This is a genomic window from Nitratireductor rhodophyticola (assembly GCF_019891355.1).
Classification (GTDB): domain Bacteria; phylum Pseudomonadota; class Alphaproteobacteria; order Rhizobiales; family Rhizobiaceae; genus Nitratireductor; species Nitratireductor rhodophyticola.
The window spans coordinates 782,900-809,808 of sequence record NZ_JAHSSF010000003.1 but is presented as its reverse complement, the minus strand read 5'-3'; the positions used below and the strand labels follow the sequence as shown (position 1 = coordinate 809,808).

The window sequence follows — 26,909 nt, the reverse complement described above, 5'->3', positions numbered from 1 at the left end:
TGATAGGAATTTGACCAAACGATAAAAACGGGGAAGCGGGTCGCCGATGGCTGAAACGGCAATCGAGCTCAAGGGCATCAGCAAGAGCTTTGGCGCGGTTCATGCAAACCGCAACATCGATCTGAAAATCGAGGCCGGGACAATCCACGGCATTATCGGCGAAAACGGGGCCGGAAAATCGACCCTGATGTCGATCCTCTACGGCTTCTACCAGGCCGATCGCGGGCGGATCAACGTGGGTGGCAAGAAGGCCGCGATCAACACGCCGAGCGACGCCATCGCGCTGGGCATCGGCATGGTGCATCAGCACTTCATGCTGGTGCAGAATTTTTCCGTGCTGGAAAACGTGATCCTGGGGGCGGAAGGCGAGGCGCTGCTCAACACCTCCATCGCCAGGGCGCGCTCGGAGCTGGAGCGGCTGGAGCGCGACTATGGGCTGGAGGTGGACCCCGACGCCATCATCGAGGATCTGCCCGTGGGCCTGCAGCAGCGGGTGGAAATCCTCAAGGCGCTCTATCGCGGCGCGGACATTCTCATCCTCGACGAGCCGACCGGCGTCTTGACGCCGGCAGAGGCGGACCACCTTTTCCGCATTCTGGAGCAGCTCAAGGAAGAGGGAAAAACCATCATCCTTATCACCCACAAGCTGCGCGAGATCATGGCGATCACCGACAATGTCTCGGTCATGCGGCAGGGCACGATGGTGGCAACCCGCAAGACCGCCGAGACCAGCGTGGAGGAGCTGGCCGAGCTGATGGTGGGCAGGCGCGTTCTGCTTCAGGTGGAAAAGGGCGAGGCAAGCCCCGGCGAGGTGCTGCTTTCGGTGCGCAATCTCACCGTGAAGGATTCGCGCGGCGTCACCATGGTCGACAATGTGTCGCTCGACGTGCGCGCGGGCGAGATCGTCGGCATTGCCGGCGTGGCGGGCAATGGGCAATCGCAGCTTCTCGATGCCATCACCGGCGTGCGCAAGGCCGTTTCCGGCACGGTGACGCTGGATGGCGAGCCGGTGGACCTGACCGGCGCTGCAGACCCCGCAGACCTGCGCGCGCGCGGCATGGCCCATGTGCCCGAGGACCGGCATCATGTGGGGCTTGTCCTGCCGTTCGAGGAAAACGAGAACGCCATGCTGGGCTATCACCGGCAGGCGAAATATCTGAACGGACCCTTCCTCAACATGGAGGCGATCCGCGCCGATGCGCGCGAGAAGATCGAGAAATACGATATCCGCCCGCCCGACTGCCGGCTGAAGACGGCGAACTTCTCCGGCGGCAACCAGCAGAAGATCGTGCTGGCGCGCGAGATGGAGCAGGACCCGAAGGTGCTGATCGTCGGCCAGCCGACGCGCGGCGTGGATGTGGGCGCCATCGAGTTCATTCACACAAGGCTGATCGACATGCGCGATCAGGGCAAGGCGGTGCTTCTGGTCTCGGTCGAGCTCGATGAAATCCGCTCGCTCTCCGACCGCATCCTGGTCATGTTCGCCGGCCGCGTGGTGGGCGAACGCGGGCCCGAAGCCAGCGAAAGCGAGCTTGGCCTGCTCATGGCCGGCGTCGAGGAAAAGGAGGCGGCGGAATGAGTGCGCCTTATGCGAAACTGCCCGCATGGGCCGATTACGGGCTGATCCCGCTCATCAATCTCGCCGTCGCCTTTCTGGTGGCCGGGCTGGTGGTGATGCTGGTGGGGGAAAACCCCTTTCGCGCCGCCGCCATTCTGGTGGAAGGGGCGCTGGGCCGCGGGCAGAACATCGCCTACACGCTCTATTACGCGACGAGCTTCATCTTCACCGGGCTTGCCGTGGCCGTCGCCTTCCATTGCAGCCTGTTCAACATTGGCGGCGAGGGGCAGGCCTATGTGGGCGGGCTGGGCGTGGCGGTGGTGTGCCTCGCCTTCGACAGCATTCTGCCCTGGTGGGTGGTGTTTCCGCTGGCCATTGTGGGTGCGGCGCTGTTTGGCGCGGCGTGGGCCTTCATCCCGGCCTATTTCCAGGCAAAGCGCGGCTCGCACATCGTCATCACGACGATCATGTTCAATTTTATCGCCGCAAGCCTGATGGTGTATCTGCTGGTCAATGTACTGAAGCCCGCCGGCGCGCAGGCGCCCCAAACCCGCAATTTCCTTGAAGGCGGGCAATTGCCCAAGCTCAACTGGGTGCTGGAGGCGATGGGCTTTTCCATCCGCTCCGCCCCGTTCAACCTCTCCTTTCTGCTGGCGCTTCTGGCGGCGTTTTTCGTCTGGGTCCTGATCTGGCGCACGCGGCTCGGCTATGAGATCCGCATGCGCGGTTTCAGCCCCAAGGCGGCGCGCTATGCCGGTGTCAGCGAGACGAAGATCATCATCATCACCATGCTCATTTCCGGCGCGCTTGCCGGCATGATGGCGCTCAACCCGGTGATGGGCGACCAGAACCGTTTGCAGATCGACTTCGTCACCGGGGCCGGCTTCGTCGGCATCGCCGTGGCGCTGATGGGGCGCTCGCATCCGGCGGGCATCGTGCCGGCGGCCATCCTGTTCGGCATGCTCTATCAGGGCGGTGCCGAGCTCGCCTTCGAGATGCCCAACATCTCACGCGACATGATCGTCATCATTCAGGGCCTCGTCATCCTTTTTGCCGGCGCACTGGAGCACATGTTCCGGCCTTCGATACAGGCGCTTTTCGCCAGCCTAAGCCCGCGCTCTGCAGGCATCGAGGCGCAGCAGGGAGAGGGTGGCTGATATGGATTTCTTTCATTCCCTGATCCTCGTTCTGGATTCGACGGTACGGTTATCCATACCGCTGCTTCTGGCGGCACTCGCCGGGCTCTATTCGGAGCGGTCGGGCGTGTTCGACATCGGCCTTGAGGGCAAGATGCTGGCCGGCGCATTTGCTGCCGGCGCGGCGGCGGCCGTCACCGGCTCCGCCTGGGCCGGGCTCGGCGCCGCGATGCTGATCTCCATCTTCCTTGCTCTGGTGCATGGCTTCGCCTCGATCACCCATCGCGGCAACCAGATCGTCTCGGGCGTCGCGATCAATTTCATTGCCGCGGGCTCCACGATCATTCTCGGCCAGGCATGGTTCCGGCAGGGCGGACGCACCCCCTCGCTGCCGGGCGATGCCCGGTTTGGCGCCATCGAGCTGCCCTTTGCCGAGACGTTGCGCGACGTGCCGATCCTCGGCGAGGTCTATTCGGAACTCATCTCCGGTCATTCACTCCTGACTTACGCTGCCTTTCTGCTCGTGCCCTTCACGTGGTGGGTGCTGTTCCGCACGCGTTTCGGCCTCAGACTGCGGGCGGTGGGTGAAAACCCGGCAGCGGTCGACACGGCGGGCATCTCCGTCTCATGGCTGCGCTATCGCGCCGTCATCTGCACCGGCATTCTCACCGGCATGGCCGGCACCTATCTGTCGCTGGCGCAGAATGCCGGCTTTGTGAAGGACATGACGGCAGGCCGGGGCTTCATCGCGCTGGCAGCCCTCATCTTCGCCAAATGGAAGCCCGTGCCGGTGATGTTTGCCTGCCTTCTGTTCGGCTTTCTCGATGCGTTCGCAATCCGCATTCAGGGCACGCCCCTGCCGCTTGTCGGCCAGGTGCCGGTGCAGTTCATGCAGGCGCTGCCCTATATCCTCACCGTGGTGCTTCTGGCCGGCTTTATCGGCAAGGCGGTGCCGCCGCGCGCCGGTGGCGTGCCCTATGTGAAGGAGCGGTGATGAGCGCCAGAGACCTTTTTTCCGCCGCCAGTGCGGCCATGAAAAACGCCTACGCCCCCTATTCCCGCTTTCCCGTGGGGGCCGCGGTCAGGACCGAGGCGGGCGCGATCCATGCCGGCTGCAACATCGAGAACGCCTCCTATCCCGAAGGCTGGTGTGCGGAGACCACCGCGCTCGGCCATCTCGTCATGGCGGGCGGCGGGCGCGTGACGGAGATCGCCGTGGTGGCGGAGAAAATGCCGAAGATCATGCCCTGCGGCGGCTGCCGGCAGCGGCTGGCGGAATTCGCTACGGAAGATGCGGTGCTGCATCTGTGCGACACCAACGGCGTTCTGGAAACGGTGCCTTTTTCTGCGGTCTTTCCGCGCGGATTCAGCTTCGAGGATGACAAATGAAACAGGCGGTCGATCGTCTGACGGAGCGGCTCAACGGGCTTGCCCCGCAGCTTGCGCTGGTGCTGGGCTCCGGGCTCGGCGGGCTTGTCAACGATGTGGACGATGCCGTGCGCATCTCCTATTCCGAGTTACCGGGCTTTCCGCAAAGCGGCGTCACCGGCCATGCGGGCGAGATCGTCGCCGGCCGGCTTTCCGGTACACCGGTTTTGATGCTGGCGGGCCGCGCCCATTATTACGAGCACGGCGACCCGGCGGCGATGCGCCCGGCACTCGAAACCTTATGGGGCATAGGCATCACGCAGCTCATCCTCACCAATGCCGCCGGCTCTCTGCGTGAGGACATGCCGCCCGGCTCGGTCATGCTGATCGAGGATCACATCAATTTCTCGGGCGCCAACCCGCTGATCGGTGAAGGCAGCGACCGCCGGTTCGTGGGCATGAGCGAGGCCTATGACGCCGGCCTGCGCACGAGCCTTCAGAAAGCCGCGCAGAAGACGGGCACGCAATTGCACAAGGGCGTCTATATGTGGTTCTCCGGGCCGACCTTCGAAACCCCGGCGGAAATCCGCATGGCGCGCACGCTGGGTGCCGATGCGGTCGGCATGTCGACGGTTCCCGAGGTCATTCTTTCGCGCTATTTCGGGCTTCGCGTCGCAGCCTGCTCTGTCATCACCAATCTGGGTGCCGGCATGAGCGCGGGCGAGCTTTCGCATCAGGAAACGAAGGATATGGCGCCCATTGGCGGGCAGCGGCTCGCCACCATCCTCGGCCAGTTGTGCGCCGATGGCCTCCCAGCCGGCTGAGGGCGCGATGCTGCCGCAGGAGATCATCCGCAGAAAGCGCGACGGCAAGGCACTGACAGGCGAGGAAATCGCCGAGTTCGCCGGCGGGCTGGCCGATGGCACATGGAGCGAAGGGCAGATCGCCGCTCTTGCCATGGCCATTTTCCTCAACGGTATGGATGCCTCGGAAGGTGCGGCCCTCACGCTCGCCATGCGCGATTCGGGCGCCGTGCTTGACTGGTCGGACCTGCCCGGCCCAGTGACCGATAAACATTCCACCGGTGGCGTGGGCGACAATGTCTCCCTCATGCTCGCCCCCATCGTGGCGGCCTGCGGAGCTTTCGTGCCGATGATCTCCGGGCGCGGCCTCGGCCACACCGGCGGCACACTCGACAAGATGGATTCAATCCCCGGCTACACGAGCCAACCGGGCCAGCAGCGCTTTGCCGAGACCGTGCGCCAGGTGGGTTGCGCGATCATCGGGCAGACAGCGGATCTGGCGCCGGCCGACAAACGCTTCTATGCCGTGCGCGACGTCACGGGCACCGTGGAATCGATCCCGCTCATCACCGCGTCGATCCTGTCGAAGAAGCTTGCCGCTGGCCTTTCCTCGCTGGTGCTCGATGTCAAATCAGGCAACGGTGCCTTCATGGACGATGCCCGGGCGGCGCGCAAACTCGCCGAAAATCTGGTGCGTGTCGCTGGCGAAGCCGGCCTTTCGGCCACCGCACTCGTCACCGACATGAACCAGCCGCTCGCCTCGGCCGCCGGCAACGCGGTTGAAGTTCTCAATGCCGTCGACTTCCTGACCGGCAGGGGACGTGACCGGCGGCTGGAGGATGTCACACTCGCACTCGCGAGCGAAATGCTCCTTGCCACCGGGATTGCTGCAACCACGCGCGAGGCATTCGACCGGGCCTATGATGCGCTCGAGAGCGGCCGTGCTGCCGAGCGGTTCGGCAAGATGGTGTCCGCCCTCGGCGGACCGGCGGATTTTGTCGAAAGCCCGCAGAAACACCTGCCGGGTGCGAAAGTCATCCTGCCTGTTCCTGCCGAAAGGGACGGATTTGTCGGGGCGATCGATTCCCGGGCGGTCGGCATTGGCGTCATCGAGCTTGGCGGTGGGCGGCGCAAGCCCGAAGACACGATCGACCATTCGGTCGGCATGACCGGCCTTCTCCCCGTCGGGGCGGAAATGCGGCGTGGCGAGCCGATCTGCATGGTGCATGCATCATCGGAAGACGCCGCACAGCGCGCTGCGCGTTCCGTGCGCAACGCCTATGAAATTACTGAGACGAAGCCGCGCGCGCGCAAGACAATCCTGCGCCGCGTGACAGCCGAGGCCTGACAGCGCGTTCGGCTCCGCTTTGGATGTATCGCTATTGCTCGAGCACGAGAGCCCGATTTTCCACCTCAAAGCGCGAGAGGCGACCGAGAAAGCTCATGCCGATCAGCACCTTGTTCAGCGCCCGGTCGTCCAGCACAACGGCGTCGATGTTCTCGACATAGATGCGGCCGATCTGTAGGCTTTCTATCGCGGCGGCTGCAGCGCGAACCTTTCCGTTGGCCGTATTTACCTCATATTTGAAATCGGACGGGCTCAACTGGACGCCGATCCGGCGGGCCGTTTCCCGATTGATCGCCACATAGGTCGCGCCCGTATCGATCATCGCGCTCATCTCGCGGCCATTCAGCTTGAAACGCCCCACGAAGTGACCGGTGTTGTCGGCCGCTATGCTGACCTTCTTGCCAAGGAGAACAGAGGTCTCACCGCGCATCTTTGAAGCGCTGGAAGACGGGCGCGCGACTGCGAGTTCTTCTGGAGCGTCGTCCCCGCTTCCGCTCAGCGCCGCTTGCAGGAGGCCCCGGTAGAAATCCGGATTGCTCTGATAGAGGGCGGGAACGCCCGCTGCCGCGCCAACCACGACCCCCAGCATGATCATCTTGCGAAACATAGGTTCCTTCCAGCCTGCTTCCGGAAGAACCATAAGAAAAGCCGCCGATCATTCGCTTAACGGAAGCGACAACCGTCCCGGTTGGTTAAGTGCGGGTTACTTGGTGCCGTACATGCGGTCGCCGGCATCGCCGAGGCCAGGCACGATATAGCCCTTCTCGTTCAGGCACTCGTCTATCGAGGCCGTAAAGATCGGAACGTCCGGATGAGATTTCCGGAAATTGTCGATACCCTCCGGTGCGGCCAGCAGACACAGGAAGCGCAGATTGGTGGCGCCACGCTCCTTGAGCTTGTCGACCGCGGCGATGGCGGAGTTGGCAGTCGCCAACATCGGATCGACGACGATCACCAGCCGGTCGCCAAGGTCGCTCGGTGCCTTGAAGAAATACTCAACCGCTTCCAGCGTCTCGTGATCGCGATACATGCCCACATGTGCCACGCGCGCCGCCGGCACCAGGTCCAGCATGCCGTCGAGCAGTCCGTTGCCGGCGCGCAGCACCGACGCGAAGACGAGCTTCTTGCCCTCAAGCGTCGGCGAATCGATGGGTTGAAGGGGTGTTTCTATTCGCTTGGTGGTCAGCTCCAGATCGCGCGTGACCTCATAGCAGAGCAAGAGCGAAATCTCGCGCAGGAGACGCCGGAAGCCAGCCGTCGATGTCTCCTTGTCGCGCATGATGGTGAGCTTGTGCTGGACAAGCGGATGGTCGACGACTGTCACGCCCTGCATATGATGTTCCCCGGATGCTGGTTTCTCGCGGCCAATACTAGAGCATCGGACCGAAAAGTGGAATCCGGTTTTCGGATTATTCCGATGCTCCATCAATAGTTTAGATCGTCCTTTGTGCGTCCGAATGGACGCACGGCGATCTAACCGCCCCACGCGTTTCCGCATACCGCAAGCCTCATTGAGCCACAGTTTTGTCGTCAAGAATGCCGAGCAGGCGTGTGCGGGTGGTTTCATCGACGAAGGCAGCCTCTATGGCCGTGCGTGTCAGGCTACGCAAGGTCGCATCGTCAAGGCCGAAATGCTCCCGCGCCACCTGATATTCATGGCCGAGCGAGGTGTGAAAATGGGGCGGGTCATCCGAATTGAGCGTAACGCGACAACCCGCGCCGAGCAGGGCAGGCAGCGGGTGACTGGCATAGTCGGGAAAGACTTTCAGCACGATGTTGGAGACCGGACACACTTCCAGCACCACCCCTTCCTCCGCCAGCCGGCGCACCAGATCCGGGTTTTCGATGGCGCGCACGCCATGGCCGATGCGCGCGGGGCGAATGTGGTTCAGCGCTGCCTCCACACTCTCCCAGCCGCCGAATTCCCCCGCATGGACAGTCAGACCGAGCCCCGCCTCGCGGGCGATCTCGAAGGCGTTTTCGTAGTCACGCATATTGCCGAAACGCTCATCGCCGGCCATGCCGAAACCGGTCACCAGCCTATGCCCGCAGGCGGCGGTAAACCGGGCCGCATCCTCGACCGCACCCGCTCCGAAATGGCGCACGCCCGTTATAATGATCCGTCCCTCGATGCCCGTTGCCGCCCGCGCGCGCTCTATCCCCTCGCCCAGGGCATTTGTGTAGGCCATGCGGGAGAGCCCGGCGCGTTCGGCATGATCGGGCGAGGTGAATATCTCCGAGTAAACGGCTCCCTCGCGTGAAAGGCCCGTCAGATAATCCTCGGCGAGAAGCGCGTAATCCTCTTCGCTTCGGAAGAGGTTTGCCGCCGCGTCATAGGCTGCCAGGAAACTCGTGAAGTCGTACCAGTGATAGGCCCCGTCGCGCAGGAAATCCGATGTATCGACACCATATTTGCGCGCCTGGGACAGAACGAGGTCGGGCGAGGCCGCGCCCTCGATATGACAGTGAAGCTCGGCTTTGGGGACCATGTGGGCTCCGTTTTAACAAGTCCGCCGGCGCGGCTGTTCATCGCGCTTTTGACAATAGCGCCAGAAGCGGCAATGAGCTATGGTCCCGGCGATTTCGAAAGGGTGACAATGTCAGATCAGCGGACCACCGCCCATGGCGGCATGGAGACGGCCTACGGTTTTCGTCAGGTAGACGAAAACGAGAAGCAGGGTCTGGTCAACACTGTGTTCCACCGCGTTGCAAAACGCTACGACGTGATGAACGACCTGATGTCGGCAGGTCTGCACCGGGCCTGGAAGGATGCCATGATTTCTTGGCTCGCCCCTTCAAAACAGCCGGGCTATCGCGCGCTGGATGTGGCTGGCGGCACGGGTGACATCGCCTTCCGCATCGTCGAGGCATCCCGCCGCAACGCCGAGGTGACGGTTCTCGACATCAATGGCTCGATGCTGGAAGTCGGCCGCGAACGCGCCGAGAAGAAGGGCATTGCCGAAAACCTGACCTTTGTCGAAGCCAACGCTGAGGAACTGCCCTTCGAGGACAACAGTTTTGACGCCTATACGATTGCCTTTGGCATTCGCAATGTTCCGCATATCGACCGGGCGCTGGATGAGGCTTTCCGCGTTCTGAAACCCGGCGGACGCTTTCTCTGCCTCGAGTTTTCCGAAGTCGAGATGCCCCTCCTCGACAAGGTCTATGAGAACTGGTCCTTCCACGCCATTCCGCGCATCGGGCAGGCAGTGACGGGCGATGGCGAACCCTATCGCTACCTGATCGAATCCATCCGCAAGTTCCCCAACCAGCAGAATTTTGCCGCCATGATCACCGATGCGGGCTTTTCGCGCGTGACCTGGCGCAACTACACGGGCGGCATCGCCGCCCTGCACTCCGGCTGGAAGATTTGACGGCATATTCATGAGCACGGTCGGCGCATATCTGAGGCTTGCACGCGCGGGCTGGATTCTCGTTCGTGAAGGTGTGGTTGCAGCCATGCCCGGCGATCAGCTGGAAGGCATGCCGCGCTTTGGCTGGCGTGTCGCAAAGCTGATGTCGCGACGACGCTCGGCGCGGCGCGACCGCCCTGAACGCCTTGCGCAGGCCGTGAACCGGCTCGGCCCCTCCTATGTGAAGCTCGGCCAGTTCCTGGCGACGCGACCCGATGTCGTCGGTCACGACATGGCCCGCGATCTTTCCCGCCTGCAGGACCGGATGGACACGTTTCCGGAAGCCCAGGCAAGGACGGCCATTGAGAGTTCGCTCGGCCTGCCCGTCGAAGAGCTCTTCGTCGAGTTCGACGGGCCGGTTGCTGCCGCGTCGATTGCTCAGGTGCATGAAGCCCGCGTCGATGCGGGCGAAGCCGAGCCGCGAAAGGTGGCCGTCAAGGTCATTCGGCCTGGCGTCAGGCGCCGCTTCCAGAACGATCTGGAAAGCTATTTTCTGGCCGCACATCTGCAGGAGCGGTTCATGCCGTCCACGCGCCGTCTCAAGCCCGTAAAGGTGGCGGAGACGCTCGCGCAGGTGACGAAGATCGAGATGGATCTGCGACTGGAAGCCGCCGCCATTTCAGAGATACAGGAAAACACGAAGGACGATCCGGGCTTCCGCGTGCCGGCTGTCGACTGGCAGCGCACCGGCCGCGACGTGATGACGCTCGAATGGGTCAACGGCACGAAGATGTCGAACATCGACGCGCTGCGTGAGGCCGGTCACGACCTCGATGCGCTCGCCCGGACGCTGATCCAGTCCTTCCTGCGCCATACATTGCGCGACGGCTTCTTTCACGCCGACATGCATCCCGGCAACCTGTTTGTCGAGGATGACGGCACGATCGTTGCCGTCGATTTCGGCATCACCGGACGGATTGGACGCAAGGAGCGGCATTTCCTGGCCGAAATCCTCTACGGTTTCATTACCCGTGATTTCCGCCGGGTGGCGGAGGTGCATTTCGAGGCGGGCTATGTGCCGGCACATCACGATGTCGCCGCGTTCGCCCAGGCGCTGCGGGCCATCGGCGAGCCGATCCACGGCCAGTCGGCCGAGACCATCTCCATGGCGCGGCTTCTGACGCTTCTCTTCGAAGTCACCGAGCTTTTCGACATGCAGACCCGGCCCGAGCTTCTGCTGCTGCAGAAAACCATGGTCGTGGTCGAGGGCGTGGCACGCACGCTCGATCCGCATTTCAATATGTGGAAGACGGCCGAGCCCGTCGTGTCCGACTGGATTGCCGCCAATCTCGGACCGCGCGGCATGCTGAACGATGCCCGCGAGGGGGTGGGAGCGCTCGTCGCGCTCGTTCGTCAGGCCCCGGACCTGGCCGCCCGTACGGAGCGCCTCTCCCGCGAGATCGACACGATGGCCCAGAAGGGGCTGCGTTTTGATCCCGAGACGGCCGAGGCGATCGGCAGGGCGGAAGCGCGCCATTCGCGCGGCGGACGCCTAGCGCTATGGGTGATCGCCATCGCCCTTGCCGCCATCGCCTGGCAGATGTCCTGATCCAATCCAACCGACACCCATTTCCTGAAGCAGCACGTCACTGCCTTGCGCCGGCTGCCGCGAATGCGATGACAGCAATGCTAGCAAACAAGCCTTAAGATACGGATTCACTTCATTTATTCCACGCAGAAGAAGTGTGAATAATGCAATGCCGGCACTGACAGTCATGCAGTCAATGCGCTACAGCATTTCGCAGTCAGGTTTGGGCGCATCGCCAGCGCGCCCGCGGCTGAAATGGTCTCGTGCAGCAATGCTGTCACGGTGTTCAGGCAGGCAGCCCAGCGTAATGGAGTATCGATGGCGACACTGACCATTCGAAATGTGGATGAGAAGGTTCGGCGCGCCCTGAAGAAACGCGCCGCTGAAAATGACGTCTCAATGGAAGAAGAAGTGCGCCGTATCCTCGCGCGCAGCGTCCAGCCGCACACAAAAACCGCCACGCATCAAAACAGTCGCCGTGCCGAGCTCATCGGATCGATCTCGGTCAGACCCATCGGCGCGTTCGACCTGAAGGCCATCACCGACGAGATCTGGAATGGCCGTACACTGTGAAGCGAAATTCGTCGTCGACACGTCGGCGCTGATCGCCGTTCTGAACGGCGATGCGGATGCGGACATGTTTCGGCAGGCTTTCGTGCAGGCAGAGCAGATCCTTATCAGCAGCACCACCACCTTCGAGGCGCACTGCGTTGCCAGGCACATTGCGATGATCGAGGGAACCGCACGCCTCAACACGCTGCTCAAGGCTCTCGACGTGGAAACGGTCGACTTCGACGACCGGCAATTGAGCATCGCCCGCAAGGCGTACGCGATCTATGGTGCAGGCACCGGCCACCGGGCCGCGCTCAACATCGGAGACTGCTTCGCTTACGCGCTCGCCCGCAGCGCTAACCTGCCGCTTCTTTTCAAGGGCGACGATTTCGTTCATACCGATATCGAGCCAGCCATGAAGCCGTCGTAAGAGAGCCTGCATCGATGACAGCCCCGCAGCAGACCCTTCGCAAAACGCGCATCCTGCTTTTGATCGGCGGGGGTATCGCAGCCTATAAATGCCTCGACCTGATCCGCCGCCTGCGCGAGCGTGGGGCAAGCGTGCGCTGTGTGATGACAAGGGCCGCACAGGAGTTCATCACGCCGCTTTCCGTGGGCGCACTCTCGGCGGACCATGTCTTCACCGATCTGTTCGACCGTCAGGACGAACACGATGTCGGCCATATCCGTCTTTCGCGGGAGGCCGATCTTCTCGTCGTCGCGCCCGCGACCGCCGACCTGATGGCAAAGCTCGCCACCGGCCAGGCCAATGACCTCGCATCCACGGTGCTGCTTGCCACCGACAAGCCCGTTCTCATGGCGCCGGCCATGAACCCCCATATGTGGGAACACCCGGCCACGCAGCGCAATGCCAGAACGCTCCGGGAAGACGGGGTGCATTTCGTCGGTCCCAATCGGGGGGAGATGGCCGAAAGCGGCGAAGCAGGCGAAGGCCGCATGGCCGAGCCGATGGAGATCGTGGCAGCCATAGAGGCCCTGCTCGACACCGGCGAAAAGCCGCTTGCGGGGCGCAAGGTGATCGTTACCTCAGGACCGACCCATGAGGTGATCGACCCGGTTCGCTATATTGCCAACCGGTCTTCGGGCAAACAGGGACACGCCATCGCTGCGGCGCTTGCCCACCTCGGGGCTTCGGTTCACCTCGTTTCGGGCCCCGTCTCCATTCCGGACCCGCAGGGTGTAACCACCACCCATGTGGAAACGGCACGCCAGATGCGCGAAGCGGTGGAAGCCGCACTTCCGGCAGATGCCGGTGTCTTCGTCGCTGCTGTCGCCGACTGGCGTCCGGCTGTCGAGACCGCGGAAAAAATCAAGAAGAAACAGGGCGAAGGCGCGCCGACGCTGGAGCTCACCGAGAACCCGGACATTCTTGCCGGTGTCGGCCACCATGAGAAGCGCCCTGCGCTCGTCATCGGCTTCGCTGCCGAAACGCAGGACCTGTTCAAGAATGCACGCGCAAAGCTGAACAAGAAGGGTGCCGACATCATCGTCGCCAACGACGTCTCGCATGACAGCGGCGTCGGCCCCGGTGGTGTGATGGGCGGCGACCGCAACAGCGTGGTGATCGTCAGCCAGGACGGACACGACGAATGGCCGGAGATGGGCAAGGACGATGTTGCCGAACGTCTGGCACAGTTGATAGCCGATCGGCTCGGACCAAAAGAATGACCCTGCAGACTCCGGTTCTCGAAACAGAGCGCCTCGTGCTTCGTGCACACTCCATCGCCGATTTCGATGCCTTCGCCCGCCTCTGGTCGCTGCCTGAAGCCACGCGCTTTACCTCGGGCAAGCCGCTCACCGGCGAAGATGCCTGGCGCCGTCTCGCCATGCATCGCGGCATGTGGGACCTGATGGGTTTCGGCTATTTTGCCGTGACGGAGAAGGCGACTGGCGCATTTCTGGGCGACGCCGGCGTTCAGGAAGCGCGGCGCGTCATCACTCCCTCGCTGGAAGACACACTCGAAGCCGGATGGGTTTTCCTCCCGGAAGTCCACGGCAGGGGATATGCGAGAGAAGCCATGGAAGCCGTGTTTTCCTGGTGCTCGCGGGCACACCGAGACAAGGCCATCACCTGCATCATCGATGAGGAGAACGCTCCGTCGCGCAAGCTCGCGGGGCGCCTCGGCTTTGTTGAAAAGGCGCGCACCGAGTACAAGGACCGCCCGACAATCGTGTTCTGGCGTGACGAGAGCATTGGATCACCCGCAGCGTCATCGCCGCCGATTGTCTCCAATATGTGAACAGCATGTCTTCGCTGTTGCGGATGCGATGACCGCACGCACAGCCTATCTTGGCTGCAAGCAACAGATGGAGAGACGATCATGTCCATTCGTCCCGTAAAGCAGATTTCGCAGGCGCAGCCCACGATGGAAGGCGCAGGTGTTCGGCTTGACCGAGCGTTCGGCTTTGGCGATCCGAAGCTGGCCGACCCCTTCCTGCTACTCGATGATTTCCGCAATGATCGGCCGGAAGACTATCAGGCCGGCTTCCCCTGGCATCCGCATCGCGGCATCGAAACGATCACCTATGTGCTGGCGGGCAGTGTCGATCACGCCGACAGTCTCGGCAATGCCGGCTCGCTCGGCGCTGGCGACGTGCAATGGATGACGGCCGGCAGCGGTATCCTTCATCAGGAGATGCCGCATGGCGACAGGCATGGCCGTATGCACGGCTTCCAGCTCTGGGCCAACCTGCCCTCAAGCGAGAAGATGACGACGCCACGCTATCAGGACGTGAAGGCCGGCGACATTCCCGAAGTGATCGACGATGACGGCACTCGGGTTCGTGTCGTGGTCGGTGAGTTCTGGGGCAAGCGCGGTCCCGTCGATGGTATTGCGGCCGATCCGCAATATCTCGATGTCTGGGTGCCACCGGGGCGCCGCAAGGTCCTGCCGGTCGACACCTATCGCAGCGCTTTCGCCTATATCTTCGAAGGCTCCGGCACGTTCCGCGATGCCTCGAAACCATTCGGGGTGCTGGTCGAAAAGGAGGTCGCAGGCGAGGAATTGCATCTGCGCGACATGAGCGGTGACCGCACGCTCGTGGTTTTCGACACGGGCGACGAGGTGGTGGTGCAGGCCGGCGAACGAGGCATCCGCTTTCTGCTCGTTTCGGGCAAGCCCATCCAGGAGCCCGTCGCCTGGCATGGTCCCATCGTCATGAACACGCGCCAGGAACTGGTGCAGGCGTTCAACGAACTGAATGCCGGCACGTTCATCCGCGAAGGCGCGAAGTTCTGACGTCAGACTGAATGGAGGGCGGACGCCTTGTGTCCGCCCTTTCTTCTCAAGATGCCTCGAACATCTGAACGAGGTTGCCGCACGTATCCTCGAACACCGCTATGGTCGGCATCCCCTCCATCCGGGTCGGCTCTCCACGAAACACCACGCCGCGCGCTTTCAGTCGCTCATACTCTGCCTGCACGTCCTCGCTGGCAAAGGTCGTGCAGGGTATGCCGGCATCATAAAGCGCCTTCTGGTAGGTGCGCGCGAAGTCGTATCCCATGGGTTCCAGCAGCAACTCGGTGCCGTTCTCTGTTCCCGGTGTCACCACCGTCAGCCAGCGGGCACCGCCGGCCGGAAAGTCCTGCTTCTTCCGGAAACCAAGCACATCCGTGTAAAATGCCTCAGCCTTGTCCTGATCATCCACAAGGATGCTCGTCAGTGCGATCCTGAGCATGTCTCCTCCTCACCAGGTGCCGGATTTATGGTCGACAAGATGGATGATCTGCGCGGGGCTCGATATCCAGAACCCGTCGAAACTCTCGCCCAGCGGTTCGATCTCGTCGCAGCGCACGATGCCCGCCGCTTCGAGCCGCGCGGCGGCAGCCTTCGTGTCATCGGTCACGATTTCGAGCCAGAGTTCCGACTGGCTCATGCCCGGCGTCTTGTCGATCCAGAGCTGGTTGGCTCCGAAGCGGAAGCCGACAGCGGGCAGAAGCTCCTCGATCTGCTCCATGCCGAGTACGTCCCGGTAGAAGCGTACCGTCTCGTCATACTGATGCGGCGGCACCTTCATCGCGATGTTGCGCCCGCCGGCGAGCTTCGGTGCGGTATCGGGCTGGGCGCCAGCCTTGGGCGGCGTAGCGGAAACGTTCATGTCATGCTCCTTGGTGCCAATAGCGAAAGGGGTCTCACCGTTCGTTGAAGCGTGCAGTGTATGCGGCTTCCAGCGCCTTAATCTGCGACCAGAATGGCGGCGCCTTCTCGCCCGAAAGCACCGCTTCCAGAACTGCGAGATGCGCGTGCCAGCCACCAGAGACATTGATCATCTCGTCCCGGTCAGCGAGGCGTTTGTGGGTCACGACAAGGAGAACCCTGTCGCCCTCGGGAAAGAGCTCGAACTCCACCTGGCTATCGGCACCGTCTCCCGGCCAGGTCATGGCCAGATGTCGCGGTGGATCCCAGGCAATGATCCGCCCCTCGGAGAGAAATCCCTTCTCGTTCATTTCCCTATAGACCTCAGGCGGGTCCTCGTCGGTGAATTCGGAATGGCGGAACAGGAGTTTTGCGGAACCGCCTGCACGCGGCTCCATCTCTCCGCCCGCCAGCCATTGCCGGCGCTTATCCGCCTCGGTCAGATAGGCCCAAACGCGTTCGACAGGGCCCGGGAGAGATCGTTCGAAGCGAACCTCATTGGGTGCCGTAGCGACGCCATAATCACTTTCCTCGATCTGTCTCATCATCTTCCTCTCAAAGGTTGAGGTGGCTGAGCGGGCGGGACGTCAGTCTCTCCCGGCGGAACTCTCCCGATCCTCCGCTTCCAGGATCGCCTGCAGCGCGTCGAGCCGGTTGGACCAGAAGCGTTCGTAGTAGCGGAACCACGCCTGTGCTTCGGCAAGCCGCGCTGCCTCCAGCCGGCAATAGTGGGTGCGGCCGTCCACGCGCCGGCTGACGAGGCCCGCCCCTTCAAGAACCTTCACATGTTTGGAGGCGCCGGCCAGCGACATGTCGAAGGGCTGCGCCAGTTGCGAGACACTTTGCTCACCGCCGGAAAGACGGTGCAGCATGGCCCGCCTGGTCGGGTCCGACAGGGCGTGGAAAACGGCATCGAGATGGGGTGACTGATATTCAACCATATGGTTTAGCTATCAGCCGCAAAGCAGTTAGTCAACCTAATGGTTTACTTTTTAACGCCGGTCAGGTCAGTTCTTTGCGGTGCAGGACACCGGCTCCGCGTCCTCACCCTTCATCAGATCGTAGAGATCGGCATCGTCACCTTTGGTCCACCAGACATAGGGACCGCCGGCATATTTGACACCCGAGGCGGCAAGGACGCTGCTCATCACCACCGGGCCGCCGTCGATCGTGACCACTGCAAGCGAATTGTCTTCAGCATTATAATAAGTGGCGTCGATATCGCCGTCCGGGCACGCATAGGTTACCGCGACGGTCTCCACGCTTTCCGCATCGGGCAGATCGATCTCAAGCGTTGCCGCATGGGTCGGGGAACCGATTGCGAGGAGGGCGATCAGTGACAGAGCGGGGTGGCGCATGGCGGGCTCCTGTAACGGTTTCACACAGAATCATGAGACCGTGACAGCGTGTCGATTTGAAGACAAGGCCGGGCCTGGCGCGCAAATGAAGAGCCCCGGAAGCAGCGGGCTTCCGGGGCCGATGTTCCTGATACCTGTCCTGCTAAATGATCAGCCCGCAGGCTGTTTGGTCTTGCGCAGATAGGGCAGGATCGTCTCGAACGAACCGAAGCGCTTTTCGGCGTCCTCGTTGGAAACGGCGGGTGTGATGATCACATCCTCGCCCTGCTGCCAATTGGCGGGCGTCGCCACCTGATGCTTGGCGGTCAACTGGATGGAATCGATCGCGCGCAGGATTTCTGCAAAATTGCGGCCCGTGGTCATGGGATATGTGAGCACAAGCTTGACCTTCTTGTCGGGTCCCACAACGTAGACCGAGCGCACGGTCTGGTTGTCCGCAGCCGTACGACCGTCGGAGCTGTCGCCCGCATCGGCCGGCAGCATACCGTAGAGCTTTGCGACCTTGAGGTCGCTGTCGCCGATCATCGGATATTCGACAGCCTGGCCGGTCGCCTTCTTGATGTCTTCCTTCCAGCGCACGTGGTCCTCGACCGGATCGACGGAAATGCCAATGATCTTGGTGTTGCGCTTCTTGAACTCATCCTCGAGGCCGGCCATCGTGCCAAGCTCGGTCGTGCAGACAGGCGTGAAATCCTTGGGGTGACTGAAGAGCACGGCCCAGCCGTCGCCAACCCAGTCATGGAAGTTGATCGTGCCGTGGGTGGTCTCGGCGCTGAAATCCGGCGCCGCGTCATTGATGCGAAGGCTCATCGTTCTCTCCTCCTGAGGTGAGATAAAGCGTTGGGTGTTCCTGCCGCAGCAGGATAACAACCCAAACACAGGTTAATGAACCTCATCTAGGTGTAAATCGACGCAGTTGCTTGGAATCTCATTCCCAAGATGGGCCTGAGTGGAAAATTTACATCCCCCGCCTGGTTTGCCTGGCGAATCCGTTCGCTCAGGCCGCCTTGCGCGTCTGGTAATCCTTCACCGTGGCGAAGCGCACGGCCTTCCAGCGGTCGGCCTCGTAGTTCAGGCCGAACTCGTGCGGTGCCAGGAAAACCGGATCATCGTCGAGATCACGTGCGATGTCGCCGCGATGGCTGGCGATGAAGCGGTCCACTTCACCGGGTTCGTCGGACGAAATCCAGCGGCACACGCTGAAACGCGCCATCTCGAAATCCACAGGAAGCGAATATTCGATCTTCAGCCGCTCCTTGAGCACATCGAGCTGCAGCGCGCCAACCACACCGACAATGGCGGGTGAGCCATCTTCGGGTGTGAAGAGCTGCACGACCCCCTCTTCGGCCATCTGCTGCAGGGCTTCCTTCAGCTTCTTGGCTTTCATGGCGTCGCCAAGCCGGACGCGGCGCAGGATTTCCGGCGCGAAATTGGGCACGCCCCGGAACAGAAGCTCCTCGCCCTCGGTCAGCGTGTCGCCGATGCGCAGCGTGCCGTGGTTGGGGATGCCCACCACATCGCCGGCAAAGGCCTCGTCGGCGGTGATGCGGCTCTTGGCGAAGAAGAATTGCGGTGCCGACAGGCTGATCGGCTTGCCGGTGCGCACCAGCTTGGCCTTCATCCCGCGCTGCAACTTGCCGGAGCACACGCGCACGAAGGCAATGCGATCGCGATGGTTTGGGTCCATATTCGCCTGAATCTTGAAAACGAAGGAGGTCATCTTTTCCTCCGTCGCTTCCACCCTGCGCGAATCCGCATCCTGAGCGCGCGGCGCGGGACCGAAGCTGCCAAGCGCCTCGATCAGGTCGCGCACGCCGAAATTGCGCAGCGCCGAGCCGAAATAGACTGGCGTCAGATGCCCCTCGCGAAAAGCCTGCATATCGAACGGACGGCAGGCCTCCTTGCCGAGCAGCATTTCCTCGACCAGCATCTCGCGCTCGTGCTCGGGCAAGAGCCCGGCAACCGCATCGGATTCCGGCCCGTTGACGGCGATGGGCTCCACATCGTCATCCGAGCGGCGCATCGTGTTGTTGGCAAGATTGTAGGTGCCGACGAAGCTCTTGCCCCGACCGATGGGCCAGGTGACGGGTGCGGTGTCCAGCGCCAGCTTCTGTTCGATCTCGTCCAGGATCTCGAACGGATCGCGGCTTTCCCTGTCGAGCTTGTTGACGAAGGTGACGATCGGGATGTCGCGCAGGCGGCATACTTCGAACAGCTTCAGCGTGCGTGGCTCGATGCCCTTGGCCGCGTCGATCACCATGATGGCGCTGTCGACCGCTGTCAGCGTGCGATAGGTGTCGTCGGCGAAGTCTTCGTGGCCCGGCGTGTCGAGCAGGTTGAAAACGTGGTCGCCATACTCGAACGTCATCACCGATGTGACGACGGAGATGCCGCGCTCGCGCTCGATGTTCATCCAGTCCGAACGCGTCTGGACGCGGTTCTTCTTTGCCTTCACCTCGCCGGCAAGCTGGATGGCGCCGCCGAAAAGAAGAAGCTTCTCGGTCAGCGTGGTCTTACCGGCGTCCGGGTGCGAAATGATTGCAAATGTACGGCGGCGCGACACCGCATCGGCGATTTTGTCGGTCATCTTGATCTGGTTTTCCTGAAGCCGGGCGCTTGTAACAAGCGGCACGGCGCGTGTCGAACGGAAAGTGGACGCCTCCCGTTCCACATAATGGTGAAGAGATGCGCCTGCCAGCCACGCCGCGGTTGAATTCATCGGCAAAACGGGCCAGACGGAAAGGGTCGTGATCACCGCCCCCGGATTGCAGCGCACAGGATCAAACCATGTCCAACACCGTTTCCTCCATGCCCGTCATCGGCCCCACCGCCGGCATCGTCCGCCTGCCGCATGGAGAAGGACTTCCTTTGCCGGCTTATGAAACCGCAGCCGCCGCCGGCATGGACCTGCGCGCCGCCGTGCCGGAAGACCGCCGCATCGTGCTTCTGCCGGGCAAGCGGGTGCTGGTTCCGACCGGCTTCATCCTCGAGCTGCCCGAAGGGTTTGAAGGGCAGGTTCGTCCGCGCTCCGGCCTTGCGCTCAAGCATGGCATCACCTGCCTCAACGCACCCGGCACCATCGACGCGGACTATCGTGGTGAGGTTCAGGTTCTGCTTATCAACCATGGCGAAGACGACTTCGCCATCACGCGCGGCCTCAGGATAGCCCAGCTTGTGATTGCTCCGGTGGTGCAGGCCAGGCTGGAAGAGCGCAGCCATGCCAGCGAGACCCTGCGCGGCGGCGGCGGGTTCGGCTCGACCGGCATCGCCTGACGCCACTCCTCTCCGCTTGCCCCCTATACTTTGGTATAAGACGCGCAGGCTCTTTGCGAAGCCGAAGGGGGTTGCGCGCGGTTTTTTGTCCGATTATCGGCTTTCACAGGCCGTTCGCCCCCTTGCCAGTCGCTTTCCTGTTGGCAAGCGCGCGCGGTTGTCTACAGTCATGGGCAGCGCAGGCGGTGATGCCTGCGGAGCAGCTACATTGCGGAGGAGACATGATGTTACATGCAAGCAGGAAGTATCTCGCAGCCGGTGCTGTGGCGTTGTCGCTGGGCCTTGCACCCGCCGGCGCCGTGGCGCAGGACTTCATCAACGTGCTGACCGGCGGCACTTCGGGCGTCTACTATCCGCTCGGCTCGCAGCTTTCCAAAATCTATGGCGAGAACATTGAAGGCGTGCGCACGCAGGTGCAGTCGACCAAGGCATCGGTGGAAAACCTCAACCTTCTTCAGCAGGGCCGTGGCGAAATCGCGTTTGCACTTGGTGATTCCGTCAAGTCGGCCTGGGAAGGCGATGCCGAAGCCGGCTTCGACCAGAAGCTCGACAAGTTGCGCGCCATCGCCGCGATCTATCCCAACTACATTCAGATCGTCGCTTCGCAGGAATCCGGCATCAAGGAATTCGGCGACCTGAAGGGCAAGGGCCTTTCCGTCGGGGCGCCGAAATCCGGCACCGAGCTCAACGCCCAGCGCATCTTCGGCGCCATGGACATGAGCTATGACGATCTCGGCAAGACCGAGTATCTTCCATTCGGCGAATCCGTCGAGCTGATCAAGAACCGCCAGCTTGATGCGACCCTCCAGTCGGCCGGCCTTGGCGTTGCTTCGATCAAGGACCTCGCGCTTTCGCTTCCGGTGACCATCGTGTCGGTGCCCAACAGCGTGGCCGAGACGCTTGGTGCGCCGTTCATCGCCGCAACCATTCCCGCCGGCACCTATGAGGGCCAGAGCGAGGACGTGCCGACGCTGGCCATCACCAACATCCTCGTCACCCATTCGGATGTGTCCGATGAGGTCGCGTATCAGATGACCAAACAGCTCTTCGAGAACCTCGACGACATGGTGGCCGCCCACGCCGCTGCCAAGGCCATCTCAGCCGAGAATGGCCCCAAGGGCCTGCCGCTGCCGCTGCACCCCGGCGCAGAGCGCTATTACAAGGAAAAGGGCCTGCTCTAGGCCAGTCCTGCGAGGCCCCGTCCAGCGACGGGGCCTTCCTGTCACATCCCGGGGCGGGGCGTGACAGGAAGGCCCGAAATGCCGAGCCCTCGCGCGTGCCATGCACCCGAGCGGACAATCGGCAAGGCCCTGACGCACAGCATGGGAAGCGGAGCGCCCGATGACGAATACAGAGACTGGCCAGGCCGCGAGCCCGGCCGAGGCTGAATTGCACGACCACACGCATGGTGAGTTCGGGACCGATCGCATCGGCCGGCTGCTCTTCTGGATCGCGGTGGTGTTCTCGCTGTACCAGATTGCCACCGCCGCGCATGTGATCAGCCTGCCGAGCCAGGTCGCCCGCGCCTTCCACGTCGGTTTCCTGACGCTGCTGGTTTTCCCGCTGGTGGCGCAGGCGCGTGACAGCGCTCCCATGATCAAGGCGCTTGCCTGGACACTGGCGCTCGCCGGCGTTGCCGTCGCGCTCTATCAATACATCGAATACAAGCCGTTGCTCCTGCGCGCAGGCGATCCCTTGCCGCTCGACATTGTGTTCGGCGTGATCGCGCTCGTCACCGTCTTTGCCGCCGCCTATGTGCTGATGGGCCCGGCCCTGCCGATCATCTCCGGCGCGTTTCTCGCCTACTGCCTGTTCGGCCAGTATCTGCCCTCGCCGCTGAACCATCGCGGCTATGATTTCAGCCAGGTCATCGACCACATGGCCTATGGCACGGAAGGTATTTACGGCATCCCGATCTACGTTTCGGCCACCTACATCTTCCTGTTCATCCTGTTCGGCTCGTTCCTCGAACGCGCCGGCATGATCAAGCTCTTCACCGATGTGTCGCTCGGCCTTGTGGGTCATGCGCGCGGCGGCGCGGCCAAGGTGTCGGTCATCTCATCCGGCCTGATGGGCACGATCTCCGGTTCGGGCGTCGCCAATGTGGTGACCACCGGACAGTTCACCATCCCGCTCATGAAACGCTTCGGCTATCGCGCGGCCTTTGCCGGCGGTGTGGAGTCGACCGCTTCCATGGGCGGGCAGATCATGCCGCCCGTGATGGGCGCGGTGGCCTTCATCATGGCCGAGACGCTGGGCATCGAATATTACGAGGTGGTCAAGGCGGCGATCATTCCCGCCGTGCTCTACTTCGCCTCGGCCTTCTGGATGGTGCATCTGGAAGCCGGCAAATACGGCCTGCACGGCCTGCCGCGCTCGGAGCTCCCTTCCGCGCGCAATGCGCTGCGCAAGGGCTGGTATCTCATCCTGCCGCTGGCCGTGCTCGTCTATCTCCTCTTCTCCGGCTACACGCCGCTCTTCGCCGGCACGATCGGCCTGTCGCTGACAGTGCTGCTGATCCTTGGCGGCTCGGTCGCGCTCGGTCTTCCCGGGCAGGTCCTGCGGGTGATCTTCTGGGTCGGTCTCGGCCTCGTTGCGGCAAGCTTCTTCAGCTACGGCATCACGGCAATCCTGATCGCCGCGCTGGTGCTGATCGTCGCCAATCTTTTCGTCGATGGCGGCCGCAGGACGCTGGTGGTCTGCCGGGATTCCCTTGCCGAGGGAGCCAAGACTGCGCTTCCCGTGGGCGTGGCCTGCGCCGTGGTCGGCATCATTATCGGAACCATGACCCTGACCGGCGTTGCCAACACGTTTGGTCAGTTCATCGTCTCCGTGGGCGAGACCAGCCTGTTCCTTTCGCTCGTGCTGACCATGATCACCTGCATCGTGCTCGGCATGGGCATTCCGACCATTCCGAACTACATCATCACCTCGTCGATCGCCGGCCCGGCGCTTCTGGCGCTTGGTGTGCCGCTGATCGTCAGCCACATGTTCGTCTTTTATTTCGGCATTCTGGCAGACCTGACGCCGCCCGTTGCGCTTGCATGCTTCGCAGCCGGTCCCATCGCCAAGGAGAACGGCCTCAAGATTTCCATGGAAGCGATCAAGGTGGCTGCCGCCGGCTTCGTGATCCCTTTCATGGCGGTCTACACGCCGGCGCTGATGCTGCAGGATGGCGGGCCGCTGGCGGAGGCCTGGGGCTATTATCCGGCAGTCGTCTATATCGTCTTCAAGGCGCTGCTCGCCATTGCGCTCTGGGGCGCGGCGGTGATCGGCTTCCTGCGCTCGAAGCTTGCCGTCTGGGAGCGCATTCTTGCAGCCGCAGCGGCCTTTACGCTGATTGCCGCGCTGCCGATAACCGATGAACTCGGCTTCGCGCTTGCCGCCCTGTTCCTCGGCCAGCACTGGTATCGCACGCGCACGGCGCACGCTTCGGAAGAAACAAAGGCCGACGCATGAGCATATGCGTTCTGGCAGGCGGAAAAGCACTGACCCTCGGGGCAGCGCTTTTCACCCTGTCATGGACGCACTCGGTGGAGAAAATCCGCTGGGAGGAAGACTGGCGGGCGACGCCCGCCGGGCTGGAGATTGTCGAGGCGCGCGTTCAAGGGTCAGGAGCGGGCATGGAGCCGCCGCCTGACGCGCACTTTGAAGATGGCTGGTGGCGCTATCGCCCGCCCCTGCCACCGCAGAGCGAACTCGCCCTTGCCGCTTCAGGCGCAACAGGCTCCGGCTGGCAATTGTGCGCAGCAGATGAATGCCACGAACTGGGCGCGTCAGCCGGAAAGCCGGTGATCGTCAGATATTGTGAGTGAGCGCTGCCGTCAGGCTGCCGTGGCCGAACCGCCGCCACGCTTCTGGCAGGCAGGGCCGGGGCCACGCATATAGTGACGCTCGGGGTGATAGCGCGGGGCGAAGAAATCGCGAAGAACGGCAACGAGGCGAATAATCAGAGCCATGGGTCATGTCCAACCGGTGGCGGCTCCTCCAAAACCGCCTGTGTGAAGTATCGGGCCAAAAGTACACGCACGAAGTGAACGCTCCGTGAATGCCGGTCGGATTTCGCCGGGATTTGCGCCGCTTTGATGGCGTAAATCGGGTCTTGTTGCGGAAGAGCGCGCAGTGTGGCCGCCGCGCCACAGTTTTATGCAGCGCGGCGGCGCTTCAGCTTTACAGCGCCGCGCGTCTTATAAGACGCGCGGCGCTGTAACACTTTCAAATGATGCATGTTCGTTGTCTTTCAAATGAATTCATTTGAAAGCGACATGCATTAGTTTTCGCCGAGATAGGCGACGATGATGTCGAGCGCGGCCTGAAGGTCGTTGCGGTCGATCATTTCGGTCACGGTGTGGATGTAGCGGGTGCCCACCACGATGCCCACGGCGCGCGCGCCGGCGGCCGCCTGCTGGGCTGCCGCGCCATCCTGCCCGCCACGGGCCAGAATCGTGCGCTGATAGGGGATCGCCTTTTTCTTTGCCAGTTGCTCGACCTCGCGCACCAGCGCCTGATCGGCGATGAAGGAAGAGTCCTTCACATGAAGACCGAAGCCTTCTCCCTGCTTCGTCACCGCCTCGTGCTCGCCGATGCCCGGCGTGTCGCATGAGAGCGTCGTGTCGATGCCGAGGCCGATGTCGGGCTTCACCGCATAGGCGGCCGTGCGCGCACCGCGCAGCCCCACCTCTTCCTGAGCGGTAAACGCCACATGGATCTCGCACGCATGCTTTTCGCCCGCTTCTTCCAGCGCGCGGATCGCCTCGATGCCGAGCCAGCAGGCGACGCGATTGTCGAGCGCCTTGGAGACGAATTTTTCTCCCATTTCCAGGAACGGCTCGTCCATGACCACGAAGTCGCCAACCTGCACCAGATCGCGCGCTTTCTCTCCAAGCCCCATATCGACGATGAATTCGCCGGGCTCGGGCACCTTCTTGCGCTCTTCCGCGCTTTGAATGTGGATGGGCTTGCCGGCGGGATTCATCACGCCCTTGTAGTCGCCACTCTCGGTGCAGACGAGCACGCGGCGGGAGAACAGGTTCCGCGGGTCGAAGCCGCCCACCGGGTCGAGATGGAGGAAACCCTTCTCTGTCACATGGGTGACGAGAAAGGCGATCTCGTCCATATGGCACAGAAGCATGATCCTGAGCGGATCGCCCTTGGCCTTCTTCCGCGGCTTGCGCACGCACAGGAGCGAGCCCATCGGATCGGTCCGCACCTCATCGAAAAGACCCTCGATCTCCTTTTCGATCAGGGCGCGGACGCGTGTTTCGTGGCCCGGCGCACCCGGCGTCTCGCAGAGCCTGCGCAGCAGTTCGGTGTTCATCAGAGTCCCCGGCAGAGCTTAGTTGGAATCATTCGTGAAGCGCGACCATGGCGCAAAGCAGCGCGGAAAGAAATGGCCACGCCACTGCTTCGGACTGGCTCACACTCCCGCCGGGCCATGATCGGCGCGTAGCAACTTTTCGAAGGCGGCGCGCCCGGGCGGCGTGAAGCGGATGACGCGGCTGTTCTTTTCCCGCCGTGCCCATTTCAGCGCAATGAACCGGTCGAGCACGCCAGCGCCCAGGCTGCCCGCCAGATGCGAGCGCCGCACGCTCCAGTCAAGGCAGGAGCGGCATACCGGGCGGCGCTTCCCGCGCATCGCCTCAATGTCGAGACCGAAATCGCTGAAGAATCCGGCCCCTTTGTCCGTGAGGGTCACGTCGTCTCCATCGATGGCGATCAACCCGCGCCCGGCAAAGGCATCGAACATGGCGACGCCTGCCTCGCCCGCCAGATGGTCGTAGCAGATTCTGGCTTCGCGCATGGCCGTGTCGCGCGGGCCGGGCAACACCTTTCGCGGCCCCAGCGCCGCCGCCACGCCCATGATGGATTCGAGCATGGCGGCCACCTGATGATCCGCCAGTGCGTAATAGCGGTGGCGGCCCTGCCGCGTCATGCGCAGCAATCCGCCATCTGACAGCCTGGCAAGATGCGCACTGGCTGTGGGCAGGGTGACACCGGCCTCCATCGCCAGTTCACTGGCCGTGAGGGCCGTGCCCCCCATCAATGCCGCCAGCATATTGGCGCGCGCCGGGTCGCCGACGAGGCTTGCGATCTGGGCGAGGTCCGTTCCTGCTTTCATAGTTCGATGCTAACCAAAGTATGAATGTTCGACAAGCGCTATTCTCGGATCATCGAACAGGGAGAGAAGCGATGCGGGCATATGAGAGATCGATCATTCCCCCCGTGGGAAAGGCCAAAAACCGCCGAACCTCGATCCTGTCGTGGTTCTACCGGCTCGCGCTTGCTTCGGAGCGATACCGCCAGCGGCGCGACCTCGCCGATCTCACCGACGAGCAACTCCGCGATGTCGGCCTCACCCGCCGTGACGTGGAACGCGAATGCGCAAAGCCCTTCTGGGACGTCTGACACAGAAAAC

Annotated in this window: 31 protein-coding genes; 18 read left to right on the top strand and 13 right to left on the bottom strand. The window is 62.6% G+C overall.

The window, feature by feature from the left end:
* The first annotated feature begins 46 nt into the window (after window positions 1-46).
* Genes KUG85_RS15005 through deoA form a run of 6 tightly spaced genes read left to right on the top strand, consistent with a single transcriptional unit; the run spans window position 47 to window position 6,213 of the window.
* Window positions 47-1,579 carry an ABC transporter ATP-binding protein gene (locus tag KUG85_RS15005; protein ID WP_223005768.1) on the top strand — a complete coding sequence of 511 codons (1,533 nt, stop codon included), beginning with the start codon at window positions 47-49 and terminating at the stop codon, window positions 1,577-1,579.
* Entirely contained in the window at window positions 1,576-2,715 is a 1,140-nt protein-coding gene (locus KUG85_RS15000; protein ID WP_223005767.1) for an ABC transporter permease, read from the top strand. The genes KUG85_RS15005 and KUG85_RS15000 overlap by 4 nt, the downstream gene beginning before the upstream one ends.
* A 1-nt stretch (window position 2,716) precedes the next feature.
* Window positions 2,717-3,688, top strand: coding sequence for an ABC transporter permease (locus tag KUG85_RS14995; protein WP_223005766.1), 972 nt, complete (start codon window positions 2,717-2,719; stop codon window positions 3,686-3,688).
* A complete protein-coding gene (locus KUG85_RS14990) occupies window positions 3,688-4,083 on the top strand; it encodes a cytidine deaminase (RefSeq protein ID WP_223005765.1) in 396 nt (131 codons plus the stop codon). The genes KUG85_RS14995 and KUG85_RS14990 overlap by 1 nt, the downstream gene beginning before the upstream one ends.
* Window positions 4,080-4,886 (top strand): purine-nucleoside phosphorylase, encoded by an 807-nt coding sequence (locus KUG85_RS14985; RefSeq protein WP_223005764.1) that lies wholly within the window; start codon window positions 4,080-4,082, stop codon window positions 4,884-4,886. Before KUG85_RS14990 ends, KUG85_RS14985 begins: the two co-directional genes overlap by 4 nt.
* Window positions 4,887-4,893: 7 nt before the next feature.
* A complete protein-coding gene (deoA, locus tag KUG85_RS14980) occupies window positions 4,894-6,213 on the top strand; it encodes a thymidine phosphorylase (RefSeq protein ID WP_223005871.1) in 1,320 nt (439 codons plus the stop codon).
* Window positions 6,214-6,244: 31 nt separating this feature from the next.
* Here the strand turns inward: deoA and KUG85_RS14975 are convergent, their stop codons facing one another.
* The 3 genes from KUG85_RS14975 to KUG85_RS14965 form a co-directional block, all read right to left on the bottom strand.
* Window positions 6,245-6,820, bottom strand: a complete 576-nt coding sequence (locus KUG85_RS14975; RefSeq protein ID WP_223005763.1) for a retropepsin-like aspartic protease family protein — start codon at window positions 6,818-6,820, stop codon at window positions 6,245-6,247.
* 96 nt (window positions 6,821-6,916) lie between these two features.
* Window positions 6,917-7,546, bottom strand: a complete 630-nt coding sequence (gene upp / locus KUG85_RS14970; protein ID WP_065816646.1) for a uracil phosphoribosyltransferase — start codon at window positions 7,544-7,546, stop codon at window positions 6,917-6,919.
* A 175-nt stretch (window positions 7,547-7,721) separates the two neighbouring features.
* The gene (locus KUG85_RS14965) at window positions 7,722-8,702 is read right to left on the bottom strand and encodes an adenosine deaminase (RefSeq protein ID WP_223005762.1); all 981 of its coding nucleotides are present in this window, start codon (window positions 8,700-8,702) and stop codon (window positions 7,722-7,724) included.
* A 108-nt stretch (window positions 8,703-8,810) separates the two neighbouring features.
* Here KUG85_RS14965 and ubiE point away from each other — a divergent pair, with 108 nt between their 5' ends.
* The 7 genes from ubiE to KUG85_RS14930 all read left to right on the top strand — a co-directional run bounded on the left by ubiE (window position 8,811) and on the right by KUG85_RS14930 (window position 14,966).
* A complete protein-coding gene (gene ubiE, locus KUG85_RS14960) occupies window positions 8,811-9,587 on the top strand; it encodes a bifunctional demethylmenaquinone methyltransferase/2-methoxy-6-polyprenyl-1,4-benzoquinol methylase UbiE (RefSeq protein ID WP_223005761.1) in 777 nt (258 codons plus the stop codon).
* Between the two features lie 10 nt (window positions 9,588-9,597).
* The gene (gene ubiB / locus KUG85_RS14955) at window positions 9,598-11,175 is read left to right on the top strand and encodes a 2-polyprenylphenol 6-hydroxylase (protein ID WP_223005760.1); all 1,578 of its coding nucleotides are present in this window, start codon (window positions 9,598-9,600) and stop codon (window positions 11,173-11,175) included.
* 297 nt (window positions 11,176-11,472) lie between these two features.
* Window positions 11,473-11,727: a FitA-like ribbon-helix-helix domain-containing protein gene (locus KUG85_RS14950; protein ID WP_065816649.1), complete on the top strand. Its 255-nt coding sequence runs from the start codon at window positions 11,473-11,475 to the stop codon at window positions 11,725-11,727.
* Window positions 11,711-12,136, top strand: a complete 426-nt coding sequence (locus tag KUG85_RS14945) for a type II toxin-antitoxin system VapC family toxin (RefSeq protein ID WP_065816650.1) — start codon at window positions 11,711-11,713, stop codon at window positions 12,134-12,136. Before KUG85_RS14950 ends, KUG85_RS14945 begins: the two co-directional genes overlap by 17 nt.
* A gap of 14 nt (window positions 12,137-12,150) precedes the next feature.
* Window positions 12,151-13,395 carry a bifunctional phosphopantothenoylcysteine decarboxylase/phosphopantothenate--cysteine ligase CoaBC gene (coaBC, locus tag KUG85_RS14940; RefSeq protein WP_223005759.1) on the top strand — a complete coding sequence of 415 codons (1,245 nt, stop codon included), beginning with the start codon at window positions 12,151-12,153 and terminating at the stop codon, window positions 13,393-13,395.
* Window positions 13,392-13,967 carry a GNAT family N-acetyltransferase gene (locus KUG85_RS14935; protein WP_223005758.1) on the top strand — a complete coding sequence of 192 codons (576 nt, stop codon included), beginning with the start codon at window positions 13,392-13,394 and terminating at the stop codon, window positions 13,965-13,967. Before coaBC ends, KUG85_RS14935 begins: the two co-directional genes overlap by 4 nt.
* An 81-nt stretch (window positions 13,968-14,048) precedes the next feature.
* Entirely contained in the window at window positions 14,049-14,966 is a 918-nt protein-coding gene (locus KUG85_RS14930) for a pirin family protein (protein WP_223005757.1), read from the top strand.
* A 46-nt stretch (window positions 14,967-15,012) separates the two neighbouring features.
* On the opposite strand, the gene KUG85_RS14925 is transcribed toward KUG85_RS14930, so the two are convergent.
* The 7 genes from KUG85_RS14925 to KUG85_RS14895 all read right to left on the bottom strand — a co-directional run bounded on the left by KUG85_RS14925 (window position 15,013) and on the right by KUG85_RS14895 (window position 19,808).
* Window positions 15,013-15,405, bottom strand: a complete 393-nt coding sequence (locus KUG85_RS14925; RefSeq protein WP_223005756.1) for a VOC family protein — start codon at window positions 15,403-15,405, stop codon at window positions 15,013-15,015.
* A 9-nt stretch (window positions 15,406-15,414) separates the two neighbouring features.
* Window positions 15,415-15,825 (bottom strand): VOC family protein, encoded by a 411-nt coding sequence (locus KUG85_RS14920; RefSeq protein ID WP_223005755.1) that lies wholly within the window; start codon window positions 15,823-15,825, stop codon window positions 15,415-15,417.
* A 34-nt stretch (window positions 15,826-15,859) separates the two neighbouring features.
* A complete protein-coding gene (locus KUG85_RS14915) occupies window positions 15,860-16,408 on the bottom strand; it encodes an SRPBCC family protein (protein WP_223005754.1) in 549 nt (182 codons plus the stop codon).
* 42 nt (window positions 16,409-16,450) lie between these two features.
* Complete coding sequence (locus tag KUG85_RS14910; protein WP_223005753.1) at window positions 16,451-16,804, bottom strand: ArsR/SmtB family transcription factor; 354 nt, start codon at window positions 16,802-16,804, stop codon at window positions 16,451-16,453.
* A 66-nt stretch (window positions 16,805-16,870) separates the two neighbouring features.
* Window positions 16,871-17,221 carry an MliC family protein gene (locus KUG85_RS14905; protein ID WP_223005752.1) on the bottom strand — a complete coding sequence of 117 codons (351 nt, stop codon included), beginning with the start codon at window positions 17,219-17,221 and terminating at the stop codon, window positions 16,871-16,873.
* A gap of 150 nt (window positions 17,222-17,371) precedes the next feature.
* Window positions 17,372-18,031, bottom strand: a complete 660-nt coding sequence (locus KUG85_RS14900; protein WP_223005751.1) for a peroxiredoxin — start codon at window positions 18,029-18,031, stop codon at window positions 17,372-17,374.
* A 187-nt stretch (window positions 18,032-18,218) separates the two neighbouring features.
* A complete protein-coding gene (locus KUG85_RS14895) occupies window positions 18,219-19,808 on the bottom strand; it encodes a peptide chain release factor 3 (protein WP_223005870.1) in 1,590 nt (529 codons plus the stop codon).
* A gap of 200 nt (window positions 19,809-20,008) precedes the next feature.
* Here KUG85_RS14895 and dut point away from each other — a divergent pair, with 200 nt between their 5' ends.
* From dut to KUG85_RS14875, 4 genes are all read left to right on the top strand, one after another.
* Window positions 20,009-20,494, top strand: a complete 486-nt coding sequence (dut, locus tag KUG85_RS14890; RefSeq protein WP_065816657.1) for a dUTP diphosphatase — start codon at window positions 20,009-20,011, stop codon at window positions 20,492-20,494.
* A 224-nt stretch (window positions 20,495-20,718) separates the two neighbouring features.
* A complete protein-coding gene (locus KUG85_RS14885; protein WP_065817077.1) occupies window positions 20,719-21,675 on the top strand; it encodes a TAXI family TRAP transporter solute-binding subunit in 957 nt (318 codons plus the stop codon).
* A 160-nt stretch (window positions 21,676-21,835) separates the two neighbouring features.
* On the top strand, window positions 21,836-23,953 hold the full coding sequence (locus KUG85_RS14880; protein ID WP_223005750.1) for a TRAP transporter permease: 2,118 nt from the start codon (window positions 21,836-21,838) through the stop codon (window positions 23,951-23,953).
* Window positions 23,950-24,309, top strand: coding sequence for a DUF1850 domain-containing protein (locus KUG85_RS14875; protein ID WP_223005749.1), 360 nt, complete (start codon window positions 23,950-23,952; stop codon window positions 24,307-24,309). The genes KUG85_RS14880 and KUG85_RS14875 overlap by 4 nt, the downstream gene beginning before the upstream one ends.
* A gap of 9 nt (window positions 24,310-24,318) precedes the next feature.
* On the opposite strand, the gene KUG85_RS21115 is transcribed toward KUG85_RS14875, so the two are convergent.
* The 3 genes from KUG85_RS21115 to KUG85_RS14865 form a co-directional block, all read right to left on the bottom strand.
* Window positions 24,319-24,453, bottom strand: coding sequence for a hypothetical protein (locus KUG85_RS21115; RefSeq protein WP_255606418.1), 135 nt, complete (start codon window positions 24,451-24,453; stop codon window positions 24,319-24,321).
* 311 nt (window positions 24,454-24,764) lie between these two features.
* Complete coding sequence (locus KUG85_RS14870) at window positions 24,765-25,811, bottom strand: M42 family metallopeptidase (protein ID WP_065816660.1); 1,047 nt, start codon at window positions 25,809-25,811, stop codon at window positions 24,765-24,767.
* Between the two features lie 99 nt (window positions 25,812-25,910).
* On the bottom strand, window positions 25,911-26,612 hold the full coding sequence (locus tag KUG85_RS14865) for an ArsR/SmtB family transcription factor (RefSeq protein WP_223005748.1): 702 nt from the start codon (window positions 26,610-26,612) through the stop codon (window positions 25,911-25,913).
* A gap of 71 nt (window positions 26,613-26,683) precedes the next feature.
* Here KUG85_RS14865 and KUG85_RS14860 point away from each other — a divergent pair, with 71 nt between their 5' ends.
* Window positions 26,684-26,899 carry a DUF1127 domain-containing protein gene (locus KUG85_RS14860; protein ID WP_065816662.1) on the top strand — a complete coding sequence of 72 codons (216 nt, stop codon included), beginning with the start codon at window positions 26,684-26,686 and terminating at the stop codon, window positions 26,897-26,899.
* Window positions 26,900-26,909: the final 10 nt, after the last annotated feature.